This window comes from Hydrogenophaga sp. (assembly GCF_051858985.1).
In the GTDB taxonomy this organism is placed as follows: Bacteria; Pseudomonadota; Gammaproteobacteria; order Burkholderiales; family Burkholderiaceae_C; genus Hydrogenophaga.
On the sequence record NZ_JBHYGM010000001.1, the window covers coordinates 1254583 to 1278530 of the forward strand.

Here is a 23948-nt window from a genome sequence, read left to right on the forward strand (position 1 = left end):
GAGTAAACGGGCATCTCTGGGGACGCTGAAAGGAATAGTTCTTAAAGGACTGGGTTGTCTCCTCGGTCCCCCGCGGTCACCAGCGCGGTGCGCTGCTTGCGAGTGCCTGCACTTTAAAGGTCCGCACCAGCCCTGTGCATCGGGGCTTTCCCTTGCTTTTTCACGCACTTGGCACAGGAAATGCACGTTGTTGCTTGTCGTTGGAAAAGGCTGTTTCATGCACCACTACCGTGTTTTCGTGCGGGAGGCACTGTTTTGCCCCCTTCAGAGCGCTTCGCGCGCCTGGCGCCCCATTTCGGCCCTGCTGCTCTGGCCAGGGCTGGCCGCCGCGCAGACAGAAACGGCTCCAGCCGTGCAGGACATCACGCTGAGTGCGCCCGCGCTGGTGGACGCGGCCACCATCCAGGGCGCCGACACCGCCTGGCTGATGATCAGCACCGCCCTGGTCCTGCTCATGACGCTGCCGGGCATCGCCCTGTTCTATGGCGGCATGGTGCGCCGCTTCAACGTGATCAACACGATGGCCAGCGTGGTGGGCATCGCGGCGGTGGTCAGCATCCTCTGGTTTGGCCTGGCGTATTCGCTCGCGTTCACCCCGGGCGGTGCGGTGGGCGCCGTGATCGGCGGTGTCGAGCGCATGGGTTTCGCCGGCATGGATTTCCTGGGGGCCAAGGGCCAGGTGGCCGTGAGTCACATCGCGCCGCACGTGCCGGAATCGGTGTTTGCCATGTTCCAGCTCACCTTTGCCATCATCACCTGCGCCCTGGTGGTGGGCGCGCTGGTGGAGCGCATGCATTTCGGCGCGCTGCTGCTGTTTGCCGGGTTGTGGCTGCTGCTGGTGTACGCGCCCATTGCCCATTGGGTGTGGGAGCCAGGCGGCTGGCTGGCCCGGCTGGGGGTGCTCGATTTCGCGGGCGGCGCGGTGGTGCACATCAACGCGGGCGCGGCGGCGCTGGTCTGCGCGTACGCGCTGGGGCCGCGCGCGGGCTACGGGCGCGAACCGTTCGTCCCGTTCAACCTGGGGCTGACCATGGCCGGCACCGGCCTGCTGTGGGTGGGCTGGTTCGGCTTCAACGCCGGTTCGGCGCTCACCGCCGACGGCCGCGCGGGACTCGCCCTGCTGGTCACGCATGTCGCAGCGGCGGCGGGTGCCTTGTCGTGGACGGCAGCCGAGTGGTTCGCCCGCCGGCGCGCTTCGCTGCTGGGCCTGTGTTCGGGGGTGGTCGCAGGGCTGGTGGCCATCACGCCCGCGGCGGGTTTTGTCTCGCCGCGCGGCGCGCTGCTGATCGGCATCGTGGCCGGTGTGGCGTGCTACTGGGGCGCCACCATCTTGAAGCGCAAGCTGCGCGCCGACGATTCGCTGGACGTGTTCGGCGTGCACGGCGTGGGCGGACTGGTGGGCGCGCTGCTCACTGGCGTGCTCGCCGACCCCGCCATCTCGGGCGTGGAAGCGAGCTTCGTGGCCCAGCTGGTGGGTTGCCTGGCGGTGCTGGCCTACAGCCTGTTGATGACGGCCGTGGTGCTCTGGATCACTTCGCGCTTTGCCACGCTGCGTGTGCGTGAGAGCGACGAGCGCATGGGGCTGGACACCGCCCTTCACAACGAACAGCTGGGCCACTGACATGGCCGCCAGCGGCGAAGCCTTCGCCATTGCGGCGCACCTGCACGTGCTGCTGCGACGCAAGACCGGGCGCGTGACCGACACGGAGTGGATGGCGACGAATGCCGACTACGCGCGCGAGATCGTGCGACACGCGCGAGAGAAAGCCGCGAGCGACGGACACACCGAGTTGCTGCTCTGGGCCGACAAGCTGGAAGCCGCCATCGTCGGCATGGGCGCGGCGCCGCGCAAGACCATGCTGGAAGTGGCGGCGCAGGTGCTGCGCGAAGCGCCGCCGCTCGAGGAGCACCGCTACATCGGGCGCCTGCGATAACTTCGATGGACCATTCGGGCTGAGCCTGTCGAAGCCCAGCGCGGATGAGCCTTTCGACAGGTTCAGGGCAAACGGGGATCAGGCACCATCGACCAGCCAACGTGATGCCTTCTCCGCGATCATCAAGGTCGGGCTGTTGGTGTTGCCGCTGGTGATGGTGGGCATCACGCCCGCGTCAACCACGCGCAGACCAGCCACGCCTCGCACCCGCAGGTGGCTGTCGAGCACGGCCATCGGGTCGTCGTCGCGGCCCATCTTGGTGGTGCCCACGGGATGGAAGATGGTGCTGGCAATGTCGCCGGCCAGGCGCGCCAGCTCTTCGTCGCTCTGGTACTGCGGGCCCGGCTTGAACTCTTCGGGCTGGTACTTGGAGAGCGCCGGCTGCGCCACGATGCGCCGCGTCACGCGCAGGCTGTCGGCGGCCACACGGCGGTCATCAGGTGTGCTGAGGTAGCACGGCGCGATGGCGGGTGCGTCTTCGGCACGGGCCGAGGTGATGCGCACATGCCCGCGGCTGCCGGGGTTGAGGTTGCACACGCTGGCGGTGAACGCCGGGAACGCGTGCAGCGGCTCGCCGAAGGCGTCAAGGCTGAGCGGCTGCACGTGGTATTCGAGGTTGGCGTAGGGTTGCTGCGGATCGCTGCGCGTGAAGGCGCCGAGCTGACTGGGCGCCATGCTCATGGGACCGCTGCGACGGATGCCGTATTCGAGCCCGATGCGCGCCTTGCCCCAGAGCGAGCTGGCCAGGACGTTGAGCGTGGTCGCGCCTTTCACCTTGAACACCGCGCGGATCTGCAGGTGGTCCTGCAGGTTCTCCCCCACGCCGGGCAGTTCGTGCTGCACCGCGATGCCGTGCTGTTGCAGCAGCTTCGCCGGGCCGATGCCCGAGCGCTGCAGGATGGCGGGCGAGCCGATGCTGCCGGCGCTGAGCACCACCTCCTGAGCGGCGCGCACCGACACACGCTGCCCGCCGCGCCGCAACTCGGCACCCACGCAGCGCAGCGCACCGCTGCCATCGCGCTCGAGCAGGAGGCGCTCGGTCAGCGTCTCGGTCCACACCGTGAGATTGGGGCGGTGCTGCACCGGGCGCAGGAAAGCCTTGGACGCGTTCCAGCGCCAGCCGGCCTTCTGGTTGACCTCGAAGTAACCCACGCCTTCGTTGTCGCCGCCGTTGAAGTCGGCCGTGGCGGGCACACCGGCCTGCTGCGCGGCCTGCGCAAACGCGTCGAGGATGTCCCAGCGCAGGCGCTGCTTTTCAATGCGCCACTCACCACCATGGCCGTGCAGTTTCGCGAACGCCGGATCCTGCGCGGCGTCGAGACGGTGGTGGTTCTCGTGCGCCTTGAAGTCTTTCAGGCAGGCGTCCCAGCGCCAGTCGGCATCTCCGGTGAGTTCGGCCCACTGGTCGTAATCGCGCGCCTGGCCGCGCATGTAGATCATGCCGTTGATGCTGGAGCAGCCGCCCAGCGTCTTGCCGCGCGGGTAACGCAGGCGCCGGCCATTGAGTCCGGGGTCGGGCTCGGTCTGGTAGAGCCAGTCGGTGCGAGGGTTGCCGATGCAGTAGAGGTAGCCCACCGGAATGTGGATCCAGTGGTAGTCGTCCTTGCGGCCCGCTTCCACGAGCAGCACGCGTTTGGTGGCGTCGGCAGAGAGACGGTTGGCCAGCAGGCAGCCGGCGGTGCCGGCGCCGATGACGATGAAGTCAAAAGGGGTGGCGCTCATGGTGCTTCCGGGTCTGAATCGTCAAGTGCGAAATCGCCGCGCTGAAAAGCCTCCACCACCTTCTCGGCCTCGGCAAACCGGTGCTCCGGCACCATCACCCGCACGGAAATGGCGCCGGCCAGCAAAGTGTGGGTCTGCACAAGATGCGCGTCGGCCACGGCAGCGGGCACACCGCCCGCCTGCAACACGCCGCGCAACAGGAACGCTTCGGTGGGACTGAAGAACGTCACCAGCGTTTTCCAGTCGCCGTCGGCTGGGTCGTAGGGGCTGTTGCCATCGGCCATCAATGGCTACTTTGCCGTGGGCATCACGAACTCGGCGCCCTTGCCGATCGATTCGGGCCAGCGCTGCATGATGCTCTTCTGCTTCGTGTAGAAGCGCACGCCTTCCTCGCCATAGGCGTGCATGTCGCCGAACAGGCTCTTCTTCCAGCCGCCGAAGCCGTGCCACGCCATGGGCACGGGAATCGGCACGTTGATGCCGACCATGCCGACCTGGATCCGCCGCGCAAACTCACGCGCCACGTTGCCATCGCGCGTGAAGCAGGAAACACCGTTGCCGAACTCGTGGTCATTGATGATCTGCACGGCCTGCGCAAAGTCGGGCACGCGCACGCAACTGAGCACGGGGCCGAATATCTCTTCCTTGTAGATCTTCATGTCGGTGGTGACGTGGTCGAACAGCGTGCCGCCCATCCAGAAGCCTTGCCCGCAACCGGGCCCGGTCTTCGAAGCGTCAAAGCCACGGCCATCCACCAGCAGCTTCGCGCCTTCCCTGGCGCCGGCTTCGATGTAACCGGTGATGCGCTGGTGTGCAGCTGCGGTGACGATCGGGCCCATTTCGGCGGCGAGGTTGGTGCCGTTGAGCACCTGCAGCGTCTTCGTGCGCTCGATCAGCTTGGGCATGATGCGTTCGGCCACGTCGCCCACCAGCACCGCCACGCTTATCGCCATGCACCGCTCGCCAGCCGAGCCGTAGGCCGAGCCAATGAGCGCGTCCACGGCTTGGTCCAGGTCGGCGTCGGGCATCACCACCATGTGGTTCTTGGCGCCGCCCAGCGCCTGCACACGCTTGCCGTGGTGCGCACCGGTCTCGTAGATGTAATTGGCGATGGGCGTGGAACCGACGAAGCTGATGGCCTTCACGTCCGGGTGCACCAGCAGCGCGTCCACCGCCTCCTTGTCACCCTGCACCACGTTGAACACGCCATCGGGCAGGCCGGCTTTCTTCAGCAGCTCGCCCATGAACAGCGCGGGAGACGGGTCGATCGGGCTGGGCTTGAGGATGAAGGTGTTGCCCGCAGCGATGGCCACCGGGAACATCCACATGGGCACCATGACGGGGAAGTTGAACGGCGTGATGCCGGCCACAACGCCCAGCGGCTGGCGCAGCGTCCAGTTGTCCATGCCGGTGGAGACCTGGTCGGTGAAGTCGCCCTTGAGCAGTTGCGGGATGCCGCAGGCGAATTCGATGATGTCGATGCCGCGCGAAACCTCGCCCTGCGCGTCGGTGAACACCTTGCCGTGCTCGGCGGTGATCAGTCGGGCGAGATCGTCCTTGTGCTGGTTCACGAGTTCGAGGAACTTGAACAGAACGCGCGCGCGGCGGATGGGCGGTGTGTCGGCCCAGGCCGGGAACGCGGCTTGCGCAGCGGCCACGGCAGCGCCCACATCGGCACCATTCGCCAGCGCGACCTTGCCAGTGACAGCGCCGGTGGCGGGGTTGAAGACATCCTGTCTGCGCGAAGACCGGCCGGCCGTGACGACGCCCTGGATGAAGTGGTCGATGGAGGTGGGTGCAGTGGCCATGGCGGTCTCGCGGATGGGGTGTTCGAGGAAAAGATGGCCAGTTTAGGCAGCGCAACCGCGCTCGCCTAGTGTCTGTGCTTGAACTGATTGTTCAATCTGGTGAACAATGCCCACATGAACGACAAAAAAATCGAAGATCTCTGGGCGCACCTGCACTGGCTCACCGTGCTGGCGCAGCAAGGCAGCTACACCGCCGCCGCACAGCGGCTGGGCGTGAGCAAGGCGGCCATGAGCCAGCGCGTCACCGAGCTGGAACGCGCCGCGGGCGTGCCCTTGGTGCAGCGCACCACGCGCAGCGTGCGCCTGACCGAAGCGGGCCAGCAACTGGTGGAGGGCCTGCGCGAACCGTTCGAGCGCATTGCGCAAAGCTTCTCCAGCGTGCGCGACCTCGCTGACGAACCGGCCGGCCTCGTGCGCGTCACGGCGCCCGTGGCCTTTGCGCGCCAGCAGCTGGTTCCCCGAGTGGCCGAGTTCCTGCGCGCGCATCCCCAGGTGCGGCTCGAACTCGACCTGTCGGATCGCCTGAACGCGCTGGCCACCGAAGGCTTCGACCTCGCCATCCGGCACACGGCATCCCCGCCAGACACACACGTGGCCTGGCCCCTGTGCAGCACGCGCTCGGTGCTGGTGGCCAGCCGCGACTACCTTCGGCGCAATGGCACGCCCGCGGCACCACCCGATCTGGCCCAGCACGACTGCCTGCACTACCCGCGCGCGCAGGACACGCCCGCCTGGCATTTCATGCCGCCCGAGGGACGCCGCAAGGCACCACGCCAGCGCGTCACCATTCCGGTCTCAGGTCCGTTCTGCGCCAATAACAGCGAGGCGTTGCGCGACGCCGCCATCACCGGCCTGGGCATCGCGCTGCTGCCCGATTTCAGCGCGCAGGCGGCACTGCAGTCGGGCAAGCTGGTGGAGGTGCTGCCCGGCTGGGCTTCGGTGGGAACCTTCAGCACGCAGATCTACGCCATCCGGCCGTACGCCAGCCACGTGCCGCGCTCGGTCTCGGCGTTCGTGGCCTGGTTGCGGGTGGTGTGGGCGGAGGGCTTCGGGGTGCGAAGCTGAACCCTCATCCCTGGAGCATCTTCTCCGCTCGCGCGTAGCTGTAGGCCTGGTACAGCGTGTACAGCCCGACCACCAGGAAGGGCAGGCCGATGATCATGAGGCTCAGCGGGATGCCCAGCGCGACCAGGATGCCTCCGATGACGTAACCCGGCCAGGCGGCGGTGGCGTAGACGGCACGCGTCTGGTCATTGCGCAAGGCCAGCGCGCGGAAGGTGCCGTTCTTGGCGCGACCTGCCAGGGTGACGCGCTCGCCGTCGCGCAGGTCGGGCATGTCCTTGAGCTTGATCTGCGCGGAACGCTCGTCGACCCGGAAGGCCATCACCTGACCGGTCTGGACCGAGCCTCCGTTCTTGCCGATCTGGCCGACGGTTTCGGTCGAGTGGCGGATGCCGGTGACGACGCCGGAAAGTGTGGTCAGGGACATGGGCAACTCCTGAAGAATGCAGAAAGACTGGTCGTCATGGCCGGGACGCTCCAGAATGCGGGGAACGGACCCAGCGTAGACAAGTCACGCACCGTGCGCATCTCCCAATTGGGAGCGCGCGGCAAACCCAGCCACCTTCATTCATCCCTTCCGTGTCCATGCGTGCCGATCTGGAAGAGTCGCTGACCGACACCGTCTACCGCACGGTGTTCGAGCCCGGCGCCTGGGCCGAGGCGATGCGGCTGGCTGCCCAGGCGTTTCCCTCGAATGCGCAAACCTTCTACTTTCTGGACAAGCCCACCGGGCGTGTTCGACCGGTCGCGCTCGAGGGCATCGCGCCGCGCTGGCTCGCTGCGTTCGACGCCCTGTACTTCGCCCCCGACAACCCCTGGATAGAACTCAGCGAGCGACTGCACCGCCCTGGCGTGGTGCGCACCAACGAACGCCTGCACGCCTTCCTGCGCGATGACCAGGCCCTCTACCGCTCGGCCTATTACAACGAGTGGATGCGTCCGCAGGATTTCCGCTACACGCTGGGCAACACGCTGTTCGCCGAGGAGGGCGTGGTGGCCAACGTCACCCTGTTGCGCGCGCCCGGCATGCCCACGTTCGACGCGGGCGAGGTGGCTGCCTTCGAACGCATGAGCCGGCACATGACCCGCGCGCTGCGCATGGCGGTGCGGCTCGAACGCACTGAAGCCTCTGGCCCGGGGTGGTCTGCACTCGATGGCCTGCACCATGGCGTGGCACTGGTCGATGCGGACCTTCGTGTGGTGCATGCGAACCGTGCCATGGAAGCACTGCTGCGCGCCTGCGCGGGTCTGCGCCAGCGCAATGGGCGAATCTGTGCCACCTCAGCCCAGGCACAAACCCGATTGCGTGCGCTGGTGGCTGCAGCGGCTTCGCCCACGCAGCATGCGGCGAGCGCCATGCAGACCGTCTGGCTGCGGGAAGGCCCCACCACACTGTGCCTGCAGGCCACTCCGGCCCCGAGTGGTGGGGGCTACCTGCCCCGCCGGCCGCTGGCCCTGCTCACCGCCACACGCACGGAAGTGAACGACCCGGCCGCCCCCGGCCTGTTGCGGCAGCTCTACGGCTGCACGCCCTCGGAAACGCGGCTGGTGACCGGACTGCTCCATGGCCTGAACCTGCGCGCGGCGGCACAGGCGGCCGGGACCACCTATGAAACGGCCCGCACCACGCTCAAGAGGGTGTTCCTCAAGGTGGGCGTGCAAAGCCAGGCCCAGTTGCTCTCGCGCCTCCTGCGCGATCTGTCCATGCCGCACTGAGCGTACGATGCCGTCGTCGCCACTTGCCGCTTGCCCATGGACCCGTTGCAACTGATTGGTGCCCTGACTGCCCTGCCAGCGCAGACGCAGCGGGACTGGACGATCGCCGCCGCCGTGGTCGTCACTGTGATGCTGCTGGTGCTCTGGCTGGAATACCGATTCATGCGCGCACAGGGCAAGGGAGGCAGCTGGGCGGTGGTGCGTTTCGCCTCGCTGGTGGCGGGGCCTGTCGCCGCCCTGGCCGTGGTCTTGCCTGCGAATTCGGTGTCGGGCATGGAGGGCCTGGCGGTTTTCTACGGGCTGCTTCTCACCGTAGCGCCGCTGATCTGGCTCGGCACCCACCTGGGGCTGGGGCGCTTGCAGAACCCCGCGTTGACCGTGGGGGAGTGCGTGGCGCTGTCGCTAAGTGGTCTGCTGGTGCTGGCCCTGCCGGCGATGGCCGTGTTTTCCGCGGTGGAGCCGCTGGAGAAGGCCGCGCGCCACCTGCAGGACAACCCGCGAAACCCAGGTCCGCCGGCGAAGCTGGCCCATACGGTGCAGCCAGTGCAACGCTTTGAGCTGCCGAAGGCGGGCAACGTGTTTGCTCAATCGCTGCGGGCGCCTGTTGGTCTGCGGCTGACGCGCGTGGACGAGCGTGTGGGCGAACTCTGGGAAGACATGACCGCTCGCACACACCCTGGCTACTGCCAGAATGGCGCCGACCTGCACCTGTTGTGGTCTGCGCGGGAAGGCACGCCGCACCTGCGCCTGCACTGGACCGACGCCGATGGCCGCAAGGGCATGGCCGAGCACAGACCCGACGTGGGCAGTGCGTCCAGCACGGATTTCGCCGTCACGTTTCGCCCCGACGGCTTCAACCTCCCTGTGCCCGTGCCCCGCACCCGGGTGCACTTCGCGCTCTACCGCAACGATGTCGGCAAACCCAGCTACATCGCCATGGGGAACTCCGTTCAGGAGGGCGAGCGCGGCGACGGCTGCGTGATGCCGGACTACCGGCGCGTGAAGGCGGCCCAGGAAGGCCCGGTGATGGCGGTGATGGTCGTGTTCCAGCGCCCCGGCGACATGCCGTCGCAGGAAACATTCGTGCACAGCAGCCCCTGAACTGGTGACTGCCCACGTATCGCATACTTGGCGCGACTTCCACTTCCGACCGACCCCATGACCGATCCTGTCCAGGACCCCCCAAAACCAACGCCCAGCGCGACGTCCGTTGCGCCGCCCCCGGTGGCGGCGATCTCGGGCTCCCTGATGCTGCGGGTGTTGCTGGTGGGCGTGTCGGTGGCTTTCGTCTGGATCCTGCTGCCGTTCTACGGCACGGTGCTCTGGGGCGTGATCATTGCGCTGCTCTTTGCCCCGTTGAACCGCTGGCTGCTGCCGCGCATGAAGCAGCGCCGCAATCTGGCGGCACTCACCACGATGTTCGCCGCCCTGGTGGTGGTGGTGCTGCCGGCGGTGCTGGTGGGTGCCTCGCTGGCGCGTGAAGCGGCCCAGCTCTATGCGCGCATCGAATCGGGTGAGCTCCGGCCGGCCGTCACCTTGCGGGGCATCTTCAACGCGCTGCCCGAGTGGATCAATGACCTGCTGGACCGATTCGGGCTGGGCAATTTCGACCTGCTGGTGCGCAAGCTCACCGAGGCGCTCACGCAGGGCAGTCAGATCATCGCCTCGCAGACCGTGAACTTCGGCCAGGACGTGCTGGGCATCGTCGTCAGCCTGTTCGTCGCGCTGTACCTGGCCTTCTTCCTGGTGCGCGACGGCACCTCGATCGTGCGCGCCATCCGAACCGCGATTCCCCTGCCGCCCGAAGACAAGCAGGAACTGCTGCAGCAATTCGGCACGGTGTTGCGTGCCACCGTCAAGGGCAACCTGGTGGTGGCGCTGGTGCAGGGTGCGCTCGGCGGCCTGGCCTTCTGGGTGATCGGTATCAACGCCGCGTTGCTGTGGGCCGTGCTCATGGCGATCCTTTCCTTGCTGCCCGCTGTAGGCGCCGGACTGGTGTGGGGCCCGGTCGCCATCTGGCTGTTCGCCTCAGGAGAAACCGTCTGGGCCATCGCGCTGGTGGCCTATGGCGTGATGGTGATCGGCCTGGTCGACAACCTGCTGCGCCCGTTGCTGGTAGGCAAGGACACCGGCATGCCCGACTACCTGGTGTTGATCAGCACCATTGGCGGCATCGCGGTCATGGGCATCAACGGCTTCGTCGTCGGGCCTGTGATTGCGGCGATGTTCGTGGCGGTCTGGGGCATCCAGACCACCACACGTTCCCGGGCAGCGGCCGCCGCCGCCGCGGTGGCCCACGCTGAAGCCACGGCCGATCCGGCGGCCGCCCGCACGGTCGACACCAGCGGCGACATCAAGCCCTGATCAAGTGGCTTCCCTCAAGGCTTTCAACAGCCCTGCGCGCGCGGTGTGCATGCCGCGATAGGTCACCACGGCATCGCTCATCGAGGCCAGCGCGTCGTGCAGTTCGGCGGCGCGTCCGGGTGCCACGCGCAGCACCTCTCCCAGCGGGCACACCATCACGCAAATGAAGAACACGGCCCGCCCGAGCTTGGGCAAGGGCAGCGTGGTCTGACGCTCCACGCGGAAGAAAACCCGATCGAGCAACGCCATGCCATCGTCTGACGCCAGCGCATCGGCCCACGGCCTGCGGGGCCCTTTCGGGTGTTGCGACAGACTCCCGTCGGGCGTCAGCAGCCACACGTGGCGCAACATCGGTGTCTGTCGAAACGCCAGGTTCACGATGCCCGCAGCGCCAGCCTGCAGCAGCGCGTTGTCGGCCACGGGCGCGTGGATGGCCTTGAAGTCCAGGCCCTGCTTGGCGGCTGGATCCCAACTGGAGGGAAAGCACACTACCAACAGGCGTGCGCGCATGCCATCAGGCTCGTCGTGCAGCACCACGAAGTCTTCCTGCATGCCCAGCGCCAGCGCTTCAGCCGCGGCCGGGAGGCGCACGCCGGTCTGTGCTTCGTACGCTCGCGCCATCGCCTCCAGCACCGCCGGTTCCGTGTCGCCCAGCAGCGCGGGCAGGCCTCCCTTGTCCAGCACGGTTCGTTTGGCCGCCGCGTACGCGTCAGCCCGCGCATCGCGCAGGAAGAGATCCGGGGTGGAGGCCAGACGCTGCAGTCCGGGCTGCATGCGGAATGGCGCTGACACGGTCCAGGGGATGAGATGGGCGGGTGTGAACACGGACATGCCGCGATCTTCGCTCGGCAACGCGGGGTGATTGGCGCCACTTTGCGCCCACAATCCAGTCCATGAATACACCCGCGCTCACCCGGCTGGTGGCCCTGGTGGCCTGGTTCGGCCTGTTGCTCCAGCTGGCGCTCACCATCCGCCTGGTGCTGTCGCAAGGCGGCACGGTGGCGGGCGCACTGCTCATCTACTTTGGCTACTTCACCGTGCTCACCAACCTGCTCGTGGCCGTGAGCCTGTCGGTGCCCGCGCGCGCGCTCCGATCACCCGGCGTGGCCACGGGCGTGGCGGTGAGCATCGCCCTGGTGGGCCTGGCCTACCACCTGCTGCTTCGCCATGTGTGGAATCCGCAAGGTCTTCAATGGATCGCCGATGTCACGCTGCACTACGCCACACCCCTGCTCTGCGTGCTGCACTGGTGGTGGGTGGTGCCGCCCGTGCGCCATGCGTGGCACGCGCCCGCGGTGTGGGCGGCATGGCCTCTGGCCTACCTGGTCTATGCGCTGCTGCGGGGCCACTGGCTCCAGAGCTACCCCTATCCTTTCATCGACGTGATGGCCCTCGGCTACGCACAGAGCCTCGTGAACGCGCTCGGCCTGCTGGCGGCGTTCCTGCTCATGGGCATGGGTTTCGTGGCGGTGGCGCGCTGGCGGCTCAGGCGGGTTCCGAACTGAGCAGGCGCTGCACCAGCGGGTGCTGCACCTTGCGTGCTGTGCCGATGGCGTAGAAGTGCTCCTGGACGCCGTCGCAAGGGGCGAACCACTTCAGGCCGTAGCCCCGGGCCAGCGCATCCCGCATGCGCTCGGCGGCGGGAAACACGCCCATGCCGGAGGCGCCGAAGGTGGCGAGCAGGGCGCTGTCCTCGAACTCACCCACCACCCGTGGCGCCACACCGTGCCGCTCGAACCACTGGTCGATGCGCAGCCGCACGGAGGCGTGCGCGGTGGGCAGGAGCACGGGCACCTGGGCCAGGCTGTGCGGAAACCCGCGCCGGGCCTGGGCCAGCCACTCACGAGGCGCGTACCAGCCCAGCGGTGAAGAGCCCAGCGCATGGCTGTAGAGCCGCAGGTTCGGGTTGGCGGGCGCCGGTCGGTCCGAGAGCACCACGTCCAGGCGGTGCAACGCAAGAGCGGCCAGCAGGTCTTCGAAATCGTCCTCATGGCAGAGCAGGCGCAGGTTGGGCTCGGCCAGGGCGGGTGAGAGCAGATCGCGCACGGCCAGCTTGGGCAAACCGTCGGAGATGCCCACCACCAGGCGCACGCGCGTTTCACTCGCCGCCTCGCCCAACGCCGTGTGCAGTTGTTCGCCCAGCTGAAAGATCTGCTCGGCGCGATCCAGCGCGATGCGCCCCGATTCGGTGAGCACCAGACCGCGCCCGGAGGGCTTGAACAGCGCATGGCCTAACGACTGCTCCAGCAGACGCACCTGCGCGCTCACGGTCTGCACCGCCATGCCCAGCCGCGCCGCCGCATGCGACATGCCGCCCTCTTTGGCCGCGACCCAGAAGTAGTACAGGTGCTTGTAGTTCAGTTCCTGGCTCATGGTTCGTCTTTGACTGATGGTTGTTCCATGATTTTCTGCTTTTTCCGAAGACCATCTTTCCATAGACTCGCGGCTTTGCCCTTCGGGGCACGCTCAACCACCCAGAAAGGACACGACCATGCGTTCGTACCCGACCGACAGCCCTTCGGCGGCTGCTCGCCTGCTTGCCATGGCCCTGGTCGCTGATGGCAACTACTCGTTCACGGAGCTGCGCGCACTCGACCGCCTCAACGCATCGAGTCAGCTCGGCCTCTCTCCCGAAGCGTTCAAGGAAGTGATCGAGACTTTTTGCACCGATCTTCTTGCAGCCGCCCACGGCGAATGGACCGGTTCGGCCCGCATGGATGAAGCCAGCCGTCAGCAACTGCTGGACGAGGTGCGAGACCCTGCCCTGCGCGCGCGCATCGTGGCGCTGTGCCACGCCGTGGTGCAGGCGGATGGACACGAGGCCGATGGCGAGGCGGCCCTGCTCGACGCCCTCACCCGCGCGTGGCGCGAGCAACCCGCCGGAGCGCTGTCATGAAGGCGCTGATCTGGGGTGTTTTCGGCCTGCTCGCGCTGTGCTGGACGGGGCTGGCCGCAGCATCGGTGGAGATCACCGAATGGCTGCTGGGCATGGCCGGATCGGGGCAGGTGACCGATGTGGCCACCGCAGCGGGGCAATGGCCGGTGCCGGCCTGGCTGGCGCTCTGGGTCGACCCCGCCTGGGTGACGACCATGCAGGGCGCCTGGCTCGGGCTGGTGCAGTGGCTCGGCCAGGTCCTGCCCTCCAGCAGCGGTTTGATGGACTGGGTCACGCCCCTGGTGTGGACCGCCTGGGCCCTCGGCATGGTGTGCCTGCTGGTGCCCGCGGTCGCCTTGCACTGGTTCGCGGGCAAGCTGCGCACGCCGGGGAGCGTCCAGCGAACTGGGTGAAGCAGGGGGCCGACCCCTAAAATCGGCCCAACCCTTCACGGACCCACCGCTTGACGCCTTTCGCCACCCACGTTCCCTCCTCCGAGACCTGTCCACTCTATGTGGACCTGGACGGCACGCTCACGCCCAGCGACACGCTGTACGAATCGGTGATGCTGTTCATCCGGCGCAACCCGCTCAACCTGCTGCGCATGCTGGCTTGGCTGCTGCTGGGCAAGGCCGGGTTCAAGCAGCGCCTGGCCGGCGCGGTGCGGCCCGACCCGGCCCGCCTTCCTTACAACGAGCGCTTCGTGCAGTTCCTGCGCGAGGAGCGCGCGCGCGGCCGCAAGCTGGTGCTGGCCAGCGCGGCCGATGTGCGCATCGTGCGCGAGGTGGCGTCGCACCTCAAGCTGTTCCACGACACCCTGGGTACCAACGCCCGGGGCGATGGCCTCAACCTGAGCCGGCGCCACAAACGCGCCGCGATCGAGGCGCATGCCGTGGCCGGCCAGCACACCCGCTGGGCCTACGCCGGCAACAGTCGGGACGACCTGGCGGTGTGGGAGGGCAGCGCGCAGGCCGTGGCGGTGAACGCGCCGCCCGCGGTGCTGGCCCGGCTCCAGCAACTGCACCCGCAGGCGCGCGTGTTCGAGCGTCAGCGCCTGAGCCTGCTCACCGTGCTGCGCGCCATTCGCTTGAAGCAGTGGTCCAAGAACGCCCTGCTGTTCGTGCCCTTGCTCGCCGCCCACTCCCTCGATCCCCACCGCTGGGCCATGGTGGCGCTGGCCTTTCTCGCGTTCGGCCTCTGCGCGTCGGCCACGTACCTGTTCAACGACTTGCTGGACCTGCCCAACGACCGCGTGCACCGCATCAAGCGCCACCGTCCACTGGCCTCGGCCGCCATCGCCATTCCCACCGCAGTGCTGCTCGGCGTGGTGATGATGGCGCTGGCCCTCGTCCTCGCGTTCTCCGTGTCGAGCGCTTTCGCCGCGCTGTTGCTGGCCTACACCGCCACCACCCTGGCCTACTCCATGGTGCTCAAGCGGCTGGCGTTGATCGACGTGCTGGTGCTCTCCGGGCTGTACACGCTTCGCATCGGCGCGGGCGCGGTGGCCGCCGGCGTGGATCTGTCCAACTGGCTGCTCGCGATCTCGATCTTCCTGTTCCTCAGCCTGGCGCTGGTCAAGCGCTGTGCGGAACTCGAGGAACTGGACGACGACAACGTCCAGCTGGCGCCGGGCCGCGGCTACCAGCAGCGCGACCTGTCGTCGCTGCGGGCCATGGGCATGGCCAGCGGTTTCCTGGCGGTGATGGTGCTCACGCTGTACATCGACAGCCAGAACAGCCTGGCGCTGTACCGCCAGCCTGAGTGGCTGTGGGGGGCGGCCCCGGTGCTGCTGCTGTGGGTGATGCGCATCTGGCTCAAGACCGGCCGGCGCGAGTTGCGCGGCGAAGACCCGCTGCAGTTTGCGCTGCGCGATCCGTTCAGCTGGGTGACGTTGATGGCCATGGCGGGCATCGGGCTCACGGCCACGGTCGGCTTCTGAACACGCCTCAAGAGAACGCATCGCCATGAAATCCATTGCCCTCGCCCTCGCGGTGTTCTGCGTGCTGCTGTCTTCCGCCGCCCAGATCGCCATGAAGCGCGGCATGGGCACGCCGGCCGGCGCGGACGTGGGCGCCACCTACCTGCACGCACTCACCAGCCCCATGGTCTGGCTCGGGCTGGTGCTGTACGGCGTGAGCGCCGTGTTGTGGCTCTGGGTGCTCTCGCGCCTGCACGTGAGCGTGGCCTACCCGCTGGTGAGCCTGGGCTTCGTGATCACGCTGGCCCTGGGGGTGCTCTGGCTGGGCGAGCCGTTCTCGTGGCTGCGCGTGGCCGGCTGCACGCTGATCGTGGTCGGCGTGTCTTTGCTTTCGCTCGACGCCTGAGTCATGCACGCCTCCGAGTTCTCCGCCCACACCTCTCGCCAGATCTTCTGGGGCGCCTTCGCTGTCACGCTGCTGCTCAAGATCGTGCTGGCGGCGGGGTTCCCCATGACCGGCGACGAGACCTTCTTCTACCAATGGGGCGTGTTCCCCGCCTGGGGCTATTCCGACCACCCACCCATGGTGGGCTGGCTGCTGGCGGTGCTGCGCCAGGTCAGCGAGCATCCGCTGGTGCTGCGCAGCTTCACGCTGCTGGTCACCAGCGTGATCGCCCTGGGCATCGTGGACCTGCTGCGCCGCTTCCTGCCCGAAGAGCGCGAGGCCAGCGCCTGGCTGGCTGGCGCGGTGTATCTGGTGATGCCGTGGTCGTGGATGTTTGTCCTGGTGACCACCGACACGCCGCTGGTGTTCTTCATGGCGCTCTCGGCCTGGGCCTACCTGCGCGCCGACAGCAATGCGCACGGCGGCGGCTGGTACGCCCTGGCGGGCTTGTTCCTGGGGCTGGCCTTTCTTTCCAAGTACTTCGCAGCGTTGCTGGGCTTTGCCTACGCCGTGCACTGCTTCGGCTGGCGGCGAGACCGCTGGTGGGCGCCGTTTCTCGTGTTCGTCTGCGCCTTGCCGGCCATTGCACTGAACGTGGCCTTCAACGCCACGCACGGCTGGAGCAACGTGATGTTCAACGTGTTCAACCGCAACGAAGGTTCGCACTGGTCGCTGGAAGATTTGGGCGTCTACATCGCCATGGCGGTCTACCTGCTCACGCCCTGGCTGCTCTGGCGAGGTGCGGCAACCCGCGTGGCCCGTGGTGTATCGCCCACCACCGCGCGCACGCTGGCGGTGCTGTGGCTCTTTCCCCTGCTGGTGTTCTTGTTGCTGAGCACGCGACGCACCATCGGCCTGCACTGGGTGCTGGGGTTTGTGCCGCTCTTCATGGTGTGGGTGGGCCTGCGCCTGGACGCCCGGCCCCTGCGCAGCGCCATGGCCTGGACCGCCGCCTTGTCGGTGCCCCACCTGCTGGTGGTGGCGGCCATCGCCTGGGCGCCACTGGCCTGGTGGCAGCCGTTCAAGATCCACGACCGCGCGGTGTTCCTGCGCGAGACCGCCGCCGTGGTGGCCGGGCTGCAGCGCGACCTGCCCACCGACGCCACGCTCATGGCGCGCACCTACAACCCTGCCGGCATGCTCGCCTACCACCACGGCCAGTACGTGCCTGTGTTCGGCGTGGGTCGGCACCATGCGCGGCAGGACGACCAGATCATCGACTTCCGCAACTACAACGGCAAAACCCTGCGCATCTTTGCCTACGACGACCCCGATCTGGCCGACTTCGCGCCCTACTTCGAGCGCGTGAGCAAACGCCGCTTCGACATCGAGGGCGTGGCCTTCTTCGCGGTGGACGGCGTAGGTTTCCGTTTCCAGCCCTACCGCGACACGGTGCTGGCTGAAGTGGCGCGCGAGTTCCACGACATCCCGCGGTGGCTGCCGGTGCTGGGCAACCCTTTCTGCGAACGCTACCGCTTCGCGGCGTGTTCGCCGGGGCGGCCCTGACCGAGCGCCAGACTCAGTTCGAGAACGGCACCCGCGCCGCCACCGCGCACATCAGCTCGTAGCCGATGGTGCCGGCTGAAGCCGCCACTTCGTCGACCGGCAGCACGGCGCCCGAGGCCGAGCGGCCCCACAACACCACTTCGCTGCCCACGCCGCATGCCACGCCCGCAGCGTCCAGCGGCGAAAGGTCCACGGTGACCATGTCCATGCTCACGCGCCCGAGCAGGCGCGTGCCCATGCCGTTCACCAGCACCGGCGTGCCCAGCGCGGCATGGCGCGGGTAGCCGTCTGCATAGCCGCAAGCCACCACGCCGATGCGCAACGGTCCATCGGCGGTGAAGGCCGATCCATAACCCACGGTATCGCCCGCTTGCAGCGACTGCGTGCCGATGAGCCGGCTCGACAGCGTCATGGCCGGCTGGAGGTCCCAATCGGCCGCGCTGTGCTGCGGAAAGTCGGGTGCGCTGCCGTACAGCGCAATGCCCTCGCGCACCCAGTCGGCCGCGAGGGCAAGGGCGCCCAGCCGCACCCCGGCGTGGCGCAGGATGGCGGCGCTGTTGCTCAGCGTGCGTTCGCCGGGCAGGTCGGCGGTGACGCGCTCGAAGAGCGCCACCTGGTGGGCGATGCCGCGCGGACCGTCGGCGTCGCTGAAGTGCGTCATGAAGGAGATTTCTTCCACCTGCGGCAGCGCATTGAGCCGTGCCCAGGCGCTGCGGAAAACGTCGGGCGTGAAGCCCAGCCGGTTCATCCCGCTGTTGAGCTTGAGGAACACCCGGTGCGGCACCTGCGTCTTGTGGGCAGCGAGCCAGTCAATCTGCTCGGTGCAGTGCACGGTGTGCCACAGGTTCAGGCGCGAGCAGAGTTCGAGATCGCGGGGCTCGAAAACGCCTTCCAGCAGCAGGATGGGGCCGCGCCAGCCGAGTGCGCGCACACGTTCTGCCTCCAGCAGATCGAGCAGCGCAAAGCCGTCGGCGCTGCGCAGCGCGTCGAAACAGCGTTCGATGCCGTGGCCATACGCGTTGGCCTTGACCACCGCCCACACACGCGCGTCGGGCGCCAGCTGGCGGGCGCGTTGCAGGTTGTGGCGCAGGGCCTCGGGGTGGACGGTGGCAAGAATGGGACGGGGCATGGCGTGCGGAATGTCGCGGTGCAGGGCGGGAGGAAGTCGGCCGTGTCACTCGGGATGGCCGGTGTTTTCAGGGCAGCGTGCTATAACCCCGCATCCCCTGGAGACACCCGTCAACTGTCGCACAAAACCGCCGGCGCAGCCCGCTCAGCCAGCCTGTGCGAAGGCGCCCTGGCACACAAAATCATCGCCATGAAGCGCGGCTTCTACACCATCATGACGGCGCAGTTCTTCAGTTCGCTGGCGGACAACGCGCTGTTCGTGGCGGCCATTGAATTGCTGCGCACGCGTGGCGCACCGGAATGGCAGAGCGCCGCCCTGGTGCCGCTGTTTGCGCTGTTCTATGTGGTGCTCGCGCCCTTCGTGGGCGCGTTCGCGGACGCGAAGCCCAAGGGCCAGGTCATGTTCATCAGCAACGCCATCAAGCTGGTGGGCTGCCTGATGATGCTGGTCGGCATCCATCCGCTGCTGGCCTACACCATGGTCGGGCTGGGTGCGGCCGCCTACTCGCCGGCCAAGTACGGCATCCTCACCGAGTTGTTGCCGCCCTCGCAACTGGTCAAGGCCAACGGCTGGATCGAAGGCCTCACCATTGCCTCGATCATCCTGGGCGTTCTGCTGGGAGGCCAGCTGGTGGGCCCACTGCTCTCGGGCTGGCTGCTGTCCATCGACCTGCCCTTTGTGGCCACCGGCATCAACCGTCCGGCCGAGGCTGCGGTGGCCACGCTGATGCTGGTGTATGCGCTGGCCGCGTGGTTCAACACCCGCATTCCGCTCACCGGCGTGACACCGCGACCCATGCCCGCGAACCCGCTGGCCCTGCTGCCCGACTTCTGGCGCTGCAACAACCGCCTCTGGCGCGATCGTCTGGGCCAGATTTCGCTGGCCACCACCACCTTGTTCTGGGGCGTCTCGGGCAACCTGCGCTACATCGTGCTGGCCTGGGCCGGCGCCGCGCTGGGCTACACCACCACGCAGGCTTCATCGCTGGTGGGTGTGGTGGCTCTTGGCACGGCCGTGGGCGCCGTGGTGGCTTCCATGCGCATGCGGCTGGACCAGGCCACGCGCGTGATGCCGCTGGGCATCGGCATGGGCGCGCTGGTGATCCTGATGAACTTCATCGACAACGTGTGGGTGGCCGCGCCATTCCTCGTGCTGCTCGGTGGGCTGGGGGGCTTCCTCGTGGTGCCCATGAATGCCCTGCTGCAGCACAGGGGTCACAACCTGATGGGCGCGGGCCGTTCGATCGCCGTGCAGAACTTCAACGAACAGGCCTGCATCCTGGGCCTGGGCGCGCTCTACAGCTTTTCCACCGGCATGGGCTGGTCGGCGTTTGCAGCCATCACGGCTTTCGGCGTGCTGGTGGCCGGCTTCATGGCGCTGATCGCGCTGTGGCACCGCCACAACCAGAAGCACCATCCGCACGAACTCGAACGCCTGCTGGAGATCGCACGCCGCGACGACCTCCATGGATGAACACCGCAACGCTGCAGAGCAGTTGCAACGCATGAAATAGCCAGTTCAGAAACACCGCGGAACTGGCTTTGCCGGGCCGCAGGTGTTGCCCCCTTGAGGGGGTCGCGCGCAGCGCGGCGGGGGTGCTTCCTAGAACCCCACGTTGGTGGGCGCGAAGCCGTCCAGGCTGACGAGCCGGTGTTGCGCCAGCACCTTGTACAGCTCCGCTTCGCCGATCGAGCGCGACATGTACGCGTCGCTGCCGGCCAGGCCCGCTTTCATGCGATCCATGCTGCCGGCCGTGGGGGCGAACATGATCACCACCGGCGCGCCCTTTGGGCCCTTGGTCTGCTTGGCCGAGCGGCAGATCTGGTAGGCGTCGGGCTCGCCCTTCAGGCGATCGATCACCACCAGCCGGTAATGGTGCGCCTTGAGCATCACCAGCGCCTGCGGCGCTTCGCGCGACCAGTCGACCGACAGGCCGTATTTCTTGAACCGCTTGAGCAGGATGCGGCCTTCCACCAGGCTCTCGGCCACCAGCAGCATGTCGCCGCGCGGCAGCTCGGCCATGGGCAGCGCGGTCTTGTCCGCGCTGAGCCTTGAGCGTGGCGCCTTGGTGGACCTGGCGGCTGGCGAGGGGGGCGACGGCAGGTCGTCGATGCCGCCGAAATCGGTCATGCGCATGACGCCGGTGCGCCCGCCGTGGGCCGCCGGGCGGGCGGCGGTGGCGGGCGAAGGGCGCGGCGGGGTCTCGCGCAGCATGGGGCGGGTGGGCGGGAATTCGGTGTCGGCCCCACGCCGGCTGCCGGCGCGGCGCATGCTGGCGTCCAGCCCCTGGAGCTGGGACGCCTGGTAGGCCTCGGTGGCGTGAAAGCCGGAGTTGCCCGAGCGCTTCTTCGCCGGAGGCGGTGCCGCCGTGACACCCACGATGCCGTCGAGCGCGGCCAGCACGCTCACCAGCCGCACCGGCTTGCGCTGCAGGGGCCAGCCGGTACCGCCGTCCGTGTTGCCCACCAGCAGCACCTTGCCGGGCAGGTCGGCATAACGCACCAGGTGCAGGGCCTGTGCGTTGTCGGCGTTGACCACCAGGATCTGCGCGTCCATCACTTCGTCCTGCACGTGGTAACCGGGCGGACGCCGCGCAGCGAGGCGAAGAAAGGACTCGAACGTGGACGACTCCGCCTGTGAGAAGCCCACCAGCGCGACTGTGTATGCCACCATCACCTGCCTCGTTTGTTTTTAAATGTTTCGAGGCAGTATGCCCGCGATGCACGCGGATTTGCCAGCTTTAAGCCATACCTGAGCGGGCGGACTGTGACACTTTTGTCGTCAATTCGGCACCCGCGCCACAATCCAGCACCGCCCCCCTATCCCCAGGAGACCGCCATGAGCAGCATCTACGACTTCGAAGCCCGGTCCATCGACGGCGAGCCGGTGTCCCTTGCGCAGTTCAAAGGCAAGCCCCTGCTGATCGTGAACACCGCGAGCGCCTGCGGTTTTACGCCCCAGTTCGGCGGACTGGAAAAGCTGCACCAAACCTATGGCAACCGCGGCCTGGTGGTGCTGGGCTTTCCGTGCAACCAGTTCGGCAGCCAGGACCCGGGCAGCAACGACGAGATCGCCAGCTTCTGCCAGCTCAACTACGGCGTGAGCTTTCCCATGATGAGCAAGGTCGACGTGAACGGCAGCGACGCCCACCCGCTCTACCAGTGGCTCACCGCCGAGGCGCCCGGCCTGCTGGGCAGCAAGGCCATCAAGTGGAATTTCACGAAGTTCCTGGTCGGCAAGGACGGCCGCGTGGTCAAACGCTACGCCCCGCAGGACGCGCCGGAGAAGCTGGGGTCGGACGTGGAAGCGGCGCTCGCGGCCTGAGCCCGAAGAGCGGCCGCAACCAGGCCACGCGGCGCACCAGGCCGTCGGTGATGAGCCAGCAAGCCAGCGCCGTGGCCACCAGCAGCGCCACGGGCTCCCACCACGGCCCGAGCGCGAGTGGCGCCAGCAGCACCGCCAGCGCGATGATGATCGTCTGGTGCAGCACGTACCACGGGTAGACCGATTCGTTGGCCCAGGCCAGCCACGGCCAGGGGCGGTTGAGCGCGTGGTGGGCCCAGCCGAGCACCGCCACCAGGCTGGCCCAGAGGTAGACGTCGGCCACCAGCCGCGCCGCCATGCGCCACAAGGGATCGGTGCCGGGGAGCATGGTGCGCAAGCCCACGTGCAGCGCGAACGCGACCACGGCCAGCGTCAAGGCGATCCACCGCAGGCGGCGCAGCGCGGCCCAGAGCCCCGCGTCCACACCGAGCCAGTGCCCGTAGAGGAACAGCGTGAAGTACACCGCGTGCAGCCAGGCGTCGTGGATGAGGTCGTGCGTCGGAGGAAAGTGCGGCCACAGCGCGAGCGTGTACACAGCCAGCGGCAGCACGGGCAGCACCAGCAGGGCGGCGCCGCGCAAACGCGTGAACGCGCCCCGCAGCCACTGGCCGGGCCCGCTGTCGAGCGCGGGCGAGAGCAAGGCCAGCACCACCGTGTACAGCCACAGGTAGGGCAGGTACCAGAGGTGGTTCCAGGTGACGCCGAAGTCCGAGCCGTCGAAGGCCCCCCTGGGCCAGGGCCCGCCACTGTAGTAGCGCGCCAGGAACGCACCAAAGCCAGGGTCGATCAGCCCCTGCGCCAGCATCTGCACATACGGCTGGTAAGGCACCACCACCGCCATGCCGAACGCCAGGGGAACGAGCAGGCGCACACTGCGCGCGCCGATCAACCGCGCTGGCGAGAGGCCGCGCCGCAGGAAGCCGAAGGCGATGCCCGAGATCAGGAACACGAGGTCCATGCGCCAGAGGTTGAGGGCGCGCATGGGCCACTGCAGCCACTCCGCAGCGTGCGGGCTCTTGATGTGCCAGTGCCATCCGGCCACGTAGTACATGCCCACGTGGTAGACGATGACCAGGGCAAATGCCAGGGCGCGCAGGGCATCGATGTCGTGTCGGCGGTTCATGGGTTTCGCTCCAGCAGACTTGAAGGCGCCGATTCTTCCGGCACCCGGGCATCACCCGGCTGGATTTGGGACGCTTCGCGGGACAGCTGTGACGAATGGTGGACAGGTGGGGCGGCCCACAGGTCCTAGACTCGCGTCCATGGCGCCCGCAACAGACTGGTTCACACGCTACCTGGCGGTTCGCCGCCGGGCTGAGGTCGCGTTCTGGGTAATCGTGCTCAGCCTGCAGGCCGGCTTCAACAGCGTGGTGACCTGGATGGACCTGGAGCGCGTGGCCGCCAGGCAGCTTCAAACCTGGGAACCGGTGATGTGGGAAGCCACCAGCGCGATCGTGATCGGCGCGCTGATCCCGCTCGTCGTGTGGTTCGAGCGCCGGTTTCCGGTTCGCTGGGACACGCTGCGCACGGCCCTGCCGATGCACCTTCTTGCGAGCTGCGCGTTCTGCACACTGCACGTGGCCGGCATGTGGCTGCTGCGCCAGGCCGGCTACGCCCTGATGGGCGAGCGCTACGACTTCGGCCCCTGGTCGGTGCAGCTCGCCTACGAATACCTCAAGGACGTGCGCACCTACGCCATGATCCTGGCCGCCATCCTGAGTTACCGCTTCCTCCTGCTGCGCCTCACCGGCGAAGCACGCGTGCTCGACGCCCCCGAACCCGCCCCCGGCGCCGCAGAAGCCGCGCCGCAGCCCGAGACACGGCCGACCCGCTTCCTGGTCCGCAAGCTGCGGCGCGAGTTTCTGGTGGCCGCCGCCGACATCGCCTGGGTGCAGGCCCAGGGCAACTACGTGGGGCTGCGCGTGAACGGCCACGACTACCTGCTGCGCGCCACCCTCACCGAATTCCTGCAGCAGCTCGACCCCGAGCGTTTCGTGCGCGTGCACCGCAGCCACGCGGTCAACCTCGATCACGTCACCGAGATCGAACCGCTGGACAGCGGCGACGCGCGCCTGCACCTGCGCGACGGCGCCACCGTGCCGTGCAGCCGACGCTACCGGGACGCCCTGGGGCAGCGGGTGTAGA

At 67.8% G+C, this 23948-nt stretch carries 24 protein-coding genes; 15 read left to right on the forward strand and 9 right to left on the reverse strand.

All coding sequences use genetic code 11. From position 1 onward, the window contains the following. Nucleotides 1-217: 217 nt before the first annotated feature. Together ACTIEY_RS06200 and ACTIEY_RS06205 are read left to right on the forward strand one after the other, a co-directional pair. Entirely contained in the window at nucleotides 218-1621 is a 1404-nt protein-coding gene (locus ACTIEY_RS06200; RefSeq protein WP_439518203.1) for an ammonium transporter, read from the forward strand. A gap of 1 nt (nucleotide 1622) precedes the next feature. Next, the gene (locus ACTIEY_RS06205) at nucleotides 1623-1934 is read left to right on the forward strand and encodes a hypothetical protein (RefSeq protein ID WP_439518204.1); all 312 of its coding nucleotides are present in this window, start codon (nucleotides 1623-1625) and stop codon (nucleotides 1932-1934) included. Between the two features lie 78 nt (nucleotides 1935-2012). Here the strand turns inward: ACTIEY_RS06205 and ACTIEY_RS06210 are convergent, their stop codons facing one another. The 3 genes from ACTIEY_RS06210 to ACTIEY_RS06220 are packed head-to-tail and all read right to left on the reverse strand — an operon-like array spanning nucleotide 2013 to nucleotide 5464. Then, complete coding sequence (locus ACTIEY_RS06210; protein WP_439518205.1) at nucleotides 2013-3656, reverse strand: GMC family oxidoreductase; 1644 nt, start codon at nucleotides 3654-3656, stop codon at nucleotides 2013-2015. Beyond that, nucleotides 3653-3940, reverse strand: a complete 288-nt coding sequence (locus ACTIEY_RS06215) for a putative signal transducing protein (RefSeq protein ID WP_439518206.1) — start codon at nucleotides 3938-3940, stop codon at nucleotides 3653-3655. The genes ACTIEY_RS06210 and ACTIEY_RS06215 overlap by 4 nt, the downstream gene beginning before the upstream one ends. Before the next feature lie 6 nt (nucleotides 3941-3946). After that, on the reverse strand, nucleotides 3947-5464 hold the full coding sequence (locus ACTIEY_RS06220; RefSeq protein WP_439518207.1) for a CoA-acylating methylmalonate-semialdehyde dehydrogenase: 1518 nt from the start codon (nucleotides 5462-5464) through the stop codon (nucleotides 3947-3949). 114 nt (nucleotides 5465-5578) lie between these two features. On the opposite strand from ACTIEY_RS06220, the gene ACTIEY_RS06225 reads away from it, so the two are divergent. Beyond that, complete coding sequence (locus ACTIEY_RS06225) at nucleotides 5579-6529, forward strand: LysR family transcriptional regulator (protein ID WP_439518208.1); 951 nt, start codon at nucleotides 5579-5581, stop codon at nucleotides 6527-6529. Between the two features lie 4 nt (nucleotides 6530-6533). Here the strand turns inward: ACTIEY_RS06225 and ACTIEY_RS06230 are convergent, their stop codons facing one another. Next, entirely contained in the window at nucleotides 6534-6953 is a 420-nt protein-coding gene (locus ACTIEY_RS06230; RefSeq protein WP_439518209.1) for a hypothetical protein, read from the reverse strand. 152 nt (nucleotides 6954-7105) lie between these two features. On the opposite strand from ACTIEY_RS06230, the gene ACTIEY_RS06235 reads away from it, so the two are divergent. Genes ACTIEY_RS06235 through ACTIEY_RS06245 form a run of 3 tightly spaced genes read left to right on the forward strand, consistent with a single transcriptional unit; the run spans nucleotide 7106 to nucleotide 10606 of the window. Then, on the forward strand, nucleotides 7106-8242 hold the full coding sequence (locus ACTIEY_RS06235; RefSeq protein ID WP_439518210.1) for a helix-turn-helix transcriptional regulator: 1137 nt from the start codon (nucleotides 7106-7108) through the stop codon (nucleotides 8240-8242). 36 nt (nucleotides 8243-8278) lie between these two features. Continuing rightward, nucleotides 8279-9343 (forward strand): hypothetical protein, encoded by a 1065-nt coding sequence (locus tag ACTIEY_RS06240; protein WP_439518211.1) that lies wholly within the window; start codon nucleotides 8279-8281, stop codon nucleotides 9341-9343. 57 nt (nucleotides 9344-9400) lie between these two features. After that, nucleotides 9401-10606, forward strand: coding sequence for an AI-2E family transporter (locus ACTIEY_RS06245; RefSeq protein WP_439518212.1), 1206 nt, complete (start codon nucleotides 9401-9403; stop codon nucleotides 10604-10606). Here ACTIEY_RS06245 and ACTIEY_RS06250 read toward each other — a convergent pair whose 3' ends face one another. Beyond that, nucleotides 10607-11437, reverse strand: coding sequence for a heme-dependent oxidative N-demethylase subunit alpha family protein (locus ACTIEY_RS06250; protein ID WP_439518213.1), 831 nt, complete (start codon nucleotides 11435-11437; stop codon nucleotides 10607-10609). A gap of 62 nt (nucleotides 11438-11499) precedes the next feature. Between ACTIEY_RS06250 and ACTIEY_RS06255 the strand changes: the two genes are divergently transcribed. Beyond that, nucleotides 11500-12111, forward strand: coding sequence for a Pr6Pr family membrane protein (locus tag ACTIEY_RS06255; protein WP_439518214.1), 612 nt, complete (start codon nucleotides 11500-11502; stop codon nucleotides 12109-12111). Here the strand turns inward: ACTIEY_RS06255 and ACTIEY_RS06260 are convergent. Further along, nucleotides 12092-12979 (reverse strand): LysR family transcriptional regulator, encoded by an 888-nt coding sequence (locus ACTIEY_RS06260; protein WP_439518215.1) that lies wholly within the window; start codon nucleotides 12977-12979, stop codon nucleotides 12092-12094. The two genes, ACTIEY_RS06255 and ACTIEY_RS06260, sit on opposite strands and share 20 nt — an antisense overlap. A gap of 118 nt (nucleotides 12980-13097) precedes the next feature. On the opposite strand from ACTIEY_RS06260, the gene ACTIEY_RS06265 reads away from it, so the two are divergent. From ACTIEY_RS06265 to ACTIEY_RS06285, 5 genes are read left to right on the forward strand one after another with little or no spacing between them, the layout of a single operon-like run. After that, nucleotides 13098-13502 (forward strand): TerB family tellurite resistance protein, encoded by a 405-nt coding sequence (locus ACTIEY_RS06265; RefSeq protein WP_439518216.1) that lies wholly within the window; start codon nucleotides 13098-13100, stop codon nucleotides 13500-13502. Continuing rightward, complete coding sequence (locus tag ACTIEY_RS06270) at nucleotides 13499-13894, forward strand: hypothetical protein (RefSeq protein WP_439518217.1); 396 nt, start codon at nucleotides 13499-13501, stop codon at nucleotides 13892-13894. The genes ACTIEY_RS06265 and ACTIEY_RS06270 overlap by 4 nt, the downstream gene beginning before the upstream one ends. A 50-nt stretch (nucleotides 13895-13944) precedes the next feature. Next, on the forward strand, nucleotides 13945-15420 hold the full coding sequence (locus ACTIEY_RS06275; protein ID WP_439518218.1) for a UbiA family prenyltransferase: 1476 nt from the start codon (nucleotides 13945-13947) through the stop codon (nucleotides 15418-15420). A gap of 25 nt (nucleotides 15421-15445) precedes the next feature. Next, nucleotides 15446-15805: an SMR family transporter gene (locus ACTIEY_RS06280; protein WP_439518219.1), complete on the forward strand. Its 360-nt coding sequence runs from the start codon at nucleotides 15446-15448 to the stop codon at nucleotides 15803-15805. A 3-nt stretch (nucleotides 15806-15808) separates the two neighbouring features. Next, nucleotides 15809-17350 carry an ArnT family glycosyltransferase gene (locus ACTIEY_RS06285; protein WP_439518220.1) on the forward strand — a complete coding sequence of 514 codons (1542 nt, stop codon included), beginning with the start codon at nucleotides 15809-15811 and terminating at the stop codon, nucleotides 17348-17350. A 13-nt stretch (nucleotides 17351-17363) separates the two neighbouring features. Here the strand turns inward: ACTIEY_RS06285 and alr are convergent, their stop codons facing one another. Continuing rightward, nucleotides 17364-18479 carry an alanine racemase gene (alr, locus tag ACTIEY_RS06290; RefSeq protein ID WP_439518221.1) on the reverse strand — a complete coding sequence of 372 codons (1116 nt, stop codon included), beginning with the start codon at nucleotides 18477-18479 and terminating at the stop codon, nucleotides 17364-17366. Nucleotides 18480-18668: 189 nt separating this feature from the next. On the opposite strand from alr, the gene lplT reads away from it, so the two are divergent. Further along, nucleotides 18669-19952: a lysophospholipid transporter LplT gene (lplT, locus tag ACTIEY_RS06295; RefSeq protein WP_439518222.1), complete on the forward strand. Its 1284-nt coding sequence runs from the start codon at nucleotides 18669-18671 to the stop codon at nucleotides 19950-19952. A gap of 129 nt (nucleotides 19953-20081) precedes the next feature. Here the strand turns inward: lplT and ACTIEY_RS06300 are convergent, their stop codons facing one another. Beyond that, nucleotides 20082-21152, reverse strand: coding sequence for a hypothetical protein (locus tag ACTIEY_RS06300; protein WP_439518223.1), 1071 nt, complete (start codon nucleotides 21150-21152; stop codon nucleotides 20082-20084). A 165-nt stretch (nucleotides 21153-21317) separates the two neighbouring features. Here ACTIEY_RS06300 and ACTIEY_RS06305 point away from each other — a divergent pair, with 165 nt between their 5' ends. Then, nucleotides 21318-21803, forward strand: a complete 486-nt coding sequence (locus ACTIEY_RS06305) for a glutathione peroxidase (RefSeq protein WP_439518224.1) — start codon at nucleotides 21318-21320, stop codon at nucleotides 21801-21803. On the opposite strand, the gene ACTIEY_RS06310 is transcribed toward ACTIEY_RS06305, so the two are convergent. Then, complete coding sequence (locus tag ACTIEY_RS06310) at nucleotides 21733-22926, reverse strand: acyltransferase family protein (RefSeq protein WP_439518225.1); 1194 nt, start codon at nucleotides 22924-22926, stop codon at nucleotides 21733-21735. The two genes, ACTIEY_RS06305 and ACTIEY_RS06310, sit on opposite strands and share 71 nt — an antisense overlap. Before the next feature lie 139 nt (nucleotides 22927-23065). On the opposite strand from ACTIEY_RS06310, the gene ACTIEY_RS06315 reads away from it, so the two are divergent. Then, nucleotides 23066-23947 carry a LytTR family DNA-binding domain-containing protein gene (locus tag ACTIEY_RS06315; protein ID WP_439518226.1) on the forward strand — a complete coding sequence of 294 codons (882 nt, stop codon included), beginning with the start codon at nucleotides 23066-23068 and terminating at the stop codon, nucleotides 23945-23947. Nucleotide 23948: the final 1 nt, after the last annotated feature.

What these genes read in the sequence shown, in the direction of transcription:
- ACTIEY_RS06200 (WP_439518203.1), top strand. Translation starts at nt 218, where the DNA reads ATGCACCACTACCGTGTTTTCGTGCGGGAGGCACTGTTTTGCCCCCTT.
- ACTIEY_RS06210 (WP_439518205.1), bottom strand. Translation starts at nt 3,656, where the DNA reads ATGAGCGCCACCCCTTTTGACTTCATCGTCATCGGCGCCGGCACCGCC.
- ACTIEY_RS06310 (WP_439518225.1), bottom strand. Translation starts at nt 22,926, where the DNA reads ATGAACCGCCGACACGACATCGATGCCCTGCGCGCCCTGGCATTTGCC.
- ACTIEY_RS06220 (WP_439518207.1), bottom strand. Translation starts at nt 5,464, where the DNA reads ATGGCCACTGCACCCACCTCCATCGACCACTTCATCCAGGGCGTCGTC.
- ACTIEY_RS06280 (WP_439518219.1), top strand. Translation starts at nt 15,446, where the DNA reads ATGAAATCCATTGCCCTCGCCCTCGCGGTGTTCTGCGTGCTGCTGTCT.
- ACTIEY_RS06215 (WP_439518206.1), bottom strand. Translation starts at nt 3,940, where the DNA reads ATGGCCGATGGCAACAGCCCCTACGACCCAGCCGACGGCGACTGGAAA.
- ACTIEY_RS06230 (WP_439518209.1), bottom strand. Translation starts at nt 6,953, where the DNA reads ATGTCCCTGACCACACTTTCCGGCGTCGTCACCGGCATCCGCCACTCG.
- ACTIEY_RS06285 (WP_439518220.1), top strand. Translation starts at nt 15,809, where the DNA reads ATGCACGCCTCCGAGTTCTCCGCCCACACCTCTCGCCAGATCTTCTGG.
- ACTIEY_RS06260 (WP_439518215.1), bottom strand. Translation starts at nt 12,979, where the DNA reads ATGAGCCAGGAACTGAACTACAAGCACCTGTACTACTTCTGGGTCGCG.
- ACTIEY_RS06245 (WP_439518212.1), top strand. Translation starts at nt 9,401, where the DNA reads ATGACCGATCCTGTCCAGGACCCCCCAAAACCAACGCCCAGCGCGACG.
- ACTIEY_RS06305 (WP_439518224.1), top strand. Translation starts at nt 21,318, where the DNA reads ATGAGCAGCATCTACGACTTCGAAGCCCGGTCCATCGACGGCGAGCCG.
- ACTIEY_RS06205 (WP_439518204.1), top strand. Translation starts at nt 1,623, where the DNA reads ATGGCCGCCAGCGGCGAAGCCTTCGCCATTGCGGCGCACCTGCACGTG.
- alr (WP_439518221.1), bottom strand. Translation starts at nt 18,479, where the DNA reads ATGCCCCGTCCCATTCTTGCCACCGTCCACCCCGAGGCCCTGCGCCAC.
- ACTIEY_RS06300 (WP_439518223.1), bottom strand. Translation starts at nt 21,152, where the DNA reads ATGGTGGCATACACAGTCGCGCTGGTGGGCTTCTCACAGGCGGAGTCG.
- lplT (WP_439518222.1), top strand. Translation starts at nt 18,669, where the DNA reads ATGAAGCGCGGCTTCTACACCATCATGACGGCGCAGTTCTTCAGTTCG.
- ACTIEY_RS06315 (WP_439518226.1), top strand. Translation starts at nt 23,066, where the DNA reads ATGGCGCCCGCAACAGACTGGTTCACACGCTACCTGGCGGTTCGCCGC.
- ACTIEY_RS06265 (WP_439518216.1), top strand. Translation starts at nt 13,098, where the DNA reads ATGCGTTCGTACCCGACCGACAGCCCTTCGGCGGCTGCTCGCCTGCTT.
- ACTIEY_RS06270 (WP_439518217.1), top strand. Translation starts at nt 13,499, where the DNA reads ATGAAGGCGCTGATCTGGGGTGTTTTCGGCCTGCTCGCGCTGTGCTGG.
- ACTIEY_RS06250 (WP_439518213.1), bottom strand. Translation starts at nt 11,437, where the DNA reads ATGTCCGTGTTCACACCCGCCCATCTCATCCCCTGGACCGTGTCAGCG.
- ACTIEY_RS06240 (WP_439518211.1), top strand. Translation starts at nt 8,279, where the DNA reads ATGGACCCGTTGCAACTGATTGGTGCCCTGACTGCCCTGCCAGCGCAG.
- ACTIEY_RS06225 (WP_439518208.1), top strand. Translation starts at nt 5,579, where the DNA reads ATGAACGACAAAAAAATCGAAGATCTCTGGGCGCACCTGCACTGGCTC.
- ACTIEY_RS06255 (WP_439518214.1), top strand. Translation starts at nt 11,500, where the DNA reads ATGAATACACCCGCGCTCACCCGGCTGGTGGCCCTGGTGGCCTGGTTC.